At 70.6% G+C, this 2,775-nt stretch carries 5 protein-coding genes; 3 read left to right on the top strand and 2 right to left on the bottom strand.

What is annotated here, in order from left to right; all coding sequences use genetic code 11:
- Positions 1-55: 55 nt before the first annotated feature.
- Both ACR2FV_RS14855 and ACR2FV_RS14850 read right to left on the bottom strand, forming a co-directional pair.
- Positions 56-493, bottom strand: a complete 438-nt coding sequence (locus ACR2FV_RS14855; protein ID WP_434016478.1) for a type II toxin-antitoxin system VapC family toxin — start codon at positions 491-493, stop codon at positions 56-58.
- Positions 490-726 (bottom strand): CopG family ribbon-helix-helix protein, encoded by a 237-nt coding sequence (locus tag ACR2FV_RS14850; RefSeq protein ID WP_434016477.1) that lies wholly within the window; start codon positions 724-726, stop codon positions 490-492. The genes ACR2FV_RS14855 and ACR2FV_RS14850 overlap by 4 nt, the downstream gene beginning before the upstream one ends.
- Positions 727-969: 243 nt before the next feature.
- Here ACR2FV_RS14850 and ACR2FV_RS14845 point away from each other — a divergent pair, with 243 nt between their 5' ends.
- From ACR2FV_RS14845 to ACR2FV_RS14835, 3 genes are all read left to right on the top strand, one after another.
- Positions 970-1,506 carry an NAD(P)-binding protein gene (locus ACR2FV_RS14845; protein ID WP_434016476.1) on the top strand — a complete coding sequence of 179 codons (537 nt, stop codon included), beginning with the start codon at positions 970-972 and terminating at the stop codon, positions 1,504-1,506.
- Positions 1,470-1,862, top strand: coding sequence for an NAD(P)-dependent oxidoreductase (locus ACR2FV_RS14840; protein ID WP_434016475.1), 393 nt, complete (start codon positions 1,470-1,472; stop codon positions 1,860-1,862). Before ACR2FV_RS14845 ends, ACR2FV_RS14840 begins: the two co-directional genes overlap by 37 nt.
- Before the next feature lie 628 nt (positions 1,863-2,490).
- Positions 2,491-2,775 (top strand): SDR family NAD(P)-dependent oxidoreductase (locus ACR2FV_RS14835; protein ID WP_434016474.1); only part of this gene is annotated, 285 nt, incomplete at its 3' end.

Below are 2,775 nucleotides of genomic sequence, written 5' to 3'. Positions count from 1 at the left end.
CGACAGCATCCTCCCCGGCCTGACCCCTGGCTGCGAACCGTCGAGTCCCGGCCGACTACCCGTTATGCAGGCGCAAGCGGGTCGCGAACCGGGCCGGAGACTCGGCAAGGTCAGCGTTCAGGAGTTGCCGGTCGTCACTGACCAGCACAATGTCGAACTCGCGCGCCGCGGCTGCCCAGCTGGCGTCGTAGAACGACAACGTGTGCGTCTCGGCGAGCAAGGCAGCCGCACGGATCGCAGCACGCGACATGCCAAGGGTGGGTCCGAGGATCTCGTGCAGATCGTCGAGTTGGTCGACCACGTCCCGAGCGCTCCAGCGCAGGGCACGAGAGAGCACGTTGCCGACCTCGTAGATCGCCAGGTCGAGCATGTGTGCCTCGACCTCACCCCTGGCGTGAGCAGCGCGGATGGCTAGCGCATGCTCGACCCCCTCCTCGCCTTGGTGATGGAACCACTTGATCAGGACCGAGGTGTCGATGAGCAGATGCGTCATGGGCGCGAGTCGCGGTCCTGGCGCACCAGCGCTGTGGCCTCAAACGAGCCGGCACGCCGGAAGCGCTCCTCCGATCGCAGGATCGCAGCCGACAGCTGGTCGGGATCGCGGCGGGTCAGCTCCCGGCGCGCCGCTGCCGCCAGGAAGGCGCTTCTGCTGGTCGACCGCTTGCGAACCTCGTCGTCGACGGCCGTCAGGAGATCCTCGGGTAGGGAGACCATGACCTTGGACATACCCACAATATAGCCGAGGGTATTGCCCCGCGTCCTCCGGCGCGGCGTCGATCGGTAGGGCGCGCACCCCGGCCAGGATGCTCACCGTCGCCATCCGCGCGCACGGAGGGCGGTGTCGACGGCCGCGAGCGCACCGGCCGAACCTCGGCCACCGGACGCGAGTGCACGGCGATGGTCACCGTCGCCCCGGCCAGCTGGTCCCCCGCCCACCGACGGTCCTCGCTCGATGACTACATTCACCCGATGCGGCAGCCACCCGGACGCGATGTGGACGTCGACGTGATCGTCGTCGGCGCCGGCATCTCCGGCATCGACACGGCCTGGCGGCTGCAGCAGCGCCGGCCGGACACGACATACCTGATCCTGGAAGCCCGCAAGCAGATGGGCGGCACCTGGGACCTGTTCACCTACCCCGGCATCCGCTCCGACTCCGACATCGCGACGTTCGCCTTCCCGTTCCGCCCCTGGCCCGGTCGCCAGGCGCTCGCCGACGGGCCGGCGATCAAGGCGTATGTCGAGCAGACCGCCCGCGAGGCCGGGATCACCGAGCACATCCGGTTCGGCATGACGGTCACCCAGGCCCACTGGTCCTCGGCCGAGCAGCGCTGGAGCATCACGGCACAGACGCCGGACGGCCCGCAGACCCTGAGCTGCGCCTTCCTGCAGGTCGCGGCCGGGTACTACGACTACAACGCCGGCTACCTGCCGGACTACCCGGCCGCGAGGACTTCACCGGCACCTTCGTGCACCCCCAGCACTGGCCGGCGAACCTGGACGTGACCGGCGCCCGGGTCGTGGTCGTCGGCTCCGGCTCCACGGCCATGACGCTCGTCCCAGCCCTGGCCAAGACCGCCGCGCACGTGAGCATGCTGCAGCGCACCCCGACCTGGGTGGCCTCGCTACCGGGCCGCGACCGCATCGCCGAGCGACTGCACCGACGGCTGCCCGAGCGGGCGGCATACCTTCTCACCCGGGCGGTCAACATCGTGCTCAGCCAGGCCACCTATACCCTGGCCCGTCGCCGACCGGAGCGGTTCGCCGCGACCTGCCCGACGAGGGCTACCTCGACGCCCACTTCATGCCCAGCTACCAACCGTGGGACCAGCGGGTATGCCGCATCCCCGACGGCGACCTGACCCGAGCCATCGCGCAGGGTCGAGCCAGCGTGGTCACCGACACCCTCGACCGGCTGGTGCCCGAGGGCGTGCGGCGCAGCACCGGCGAGATGCTGCCGGCCGACGTCATCGTCTCCGCGACCGGGTTGAATCTGCAGATGCTCGGCGGCATCACCCTCACCGTCGACGGGGAGCGGGTCGACCCCGCCGACCGGGTCGCCTACCGCGGGCTGATGTTGGAGCGGGTTCCCAACCTGATCTTCACCGTCGGCTACGTCAACTCCTCCTGGACCCTGCGCGCCGACCTGGTCGCGCGTTACCTGTGCCGGCTGCTGGACCTGATGGACCGCCGCGGGTATGCCGTGGCCGCGCCGGCCGCCGCCCCGCCCGGCGAGCGCCGCCCGCTGCTCGGTCTGCAGGCCGGCTACGTGCTCCGCGCGCTGGACCGGCTGCCCAAGCTGGGACCCCGCCGACCGTGGACCTACGTGCAGAACTACCTGCTCGAGGCCCCTGAGCTGCTGCGCGGCCCACTGCGCCGTGACATGGTCTTCACCCCGCCGAACGGAGCACCGATGACCCGCACGCGCACGCGCCGCTACCGTTTCGAGGGTGGCACCAGCACCCGGCGCTACGGATCAGCACCCACGTCGTGGACCTGGCCGACCGCGACCAGGGCGATGGGCTGGCCGTCGACGTGCTGGACCAGCACGAGACGATCAGCCTGCTGGTCAACAACGCCGGGGTGGCCCTCGGTGGCCGGTTCGAGGAGCTCAGTGCCGAGGACGTCGACTGGCTGCTGCAGATCAACCTGCACGCCCCGATCGCACTGGTCCGCGCCTTCCTGCCCGCGCTCACTGCCCGCCCCGGCGGCCACATCGTCAACGTGTCCTCGCTGTTCGGGCTGATCGCCCCGCCCGGGCAGACCGCCTACGCC

It is taken from the genome of Ornithinimicrobium sp., assembly GCF_051004135.1.
Lineage (GTDB): Bacteria > Actinomycetota > Actinomycetes > Actinomycetales > Dermatophilaceae > Ornithinicoccus.
The sequence above is the reverse complement of the archived record's forward strand: the minus strand, read 5'-3'. Positions and strand labels throughout refer to the sequence as shown.

Bases quoted from the DNA above. Each gene is read 5' to 3' on its own strand.
- ACR2FV_RS14855 (WP_434016478.1), bottom strand. From the start codon at position 493: ATGACGCATCTGCTCATCGACACCTCGGTCCTGATCAAGTGGTTCCAT.
- ACR2FV_RS14850 (WP_434016477.1), bottom strand. From the start codon at position 726: ATGTCCAAGGTCATGGTCTCCCTACCCGAGGATCTCCTGACGGCCGTC.
- ACR2FV_RS14845 (WP_434016476.1), top strand. From the start codon at position 970: ATGCGGCAGCCACCCGGACGCGATGTGGACGTCGACGTGATCGTCGTC.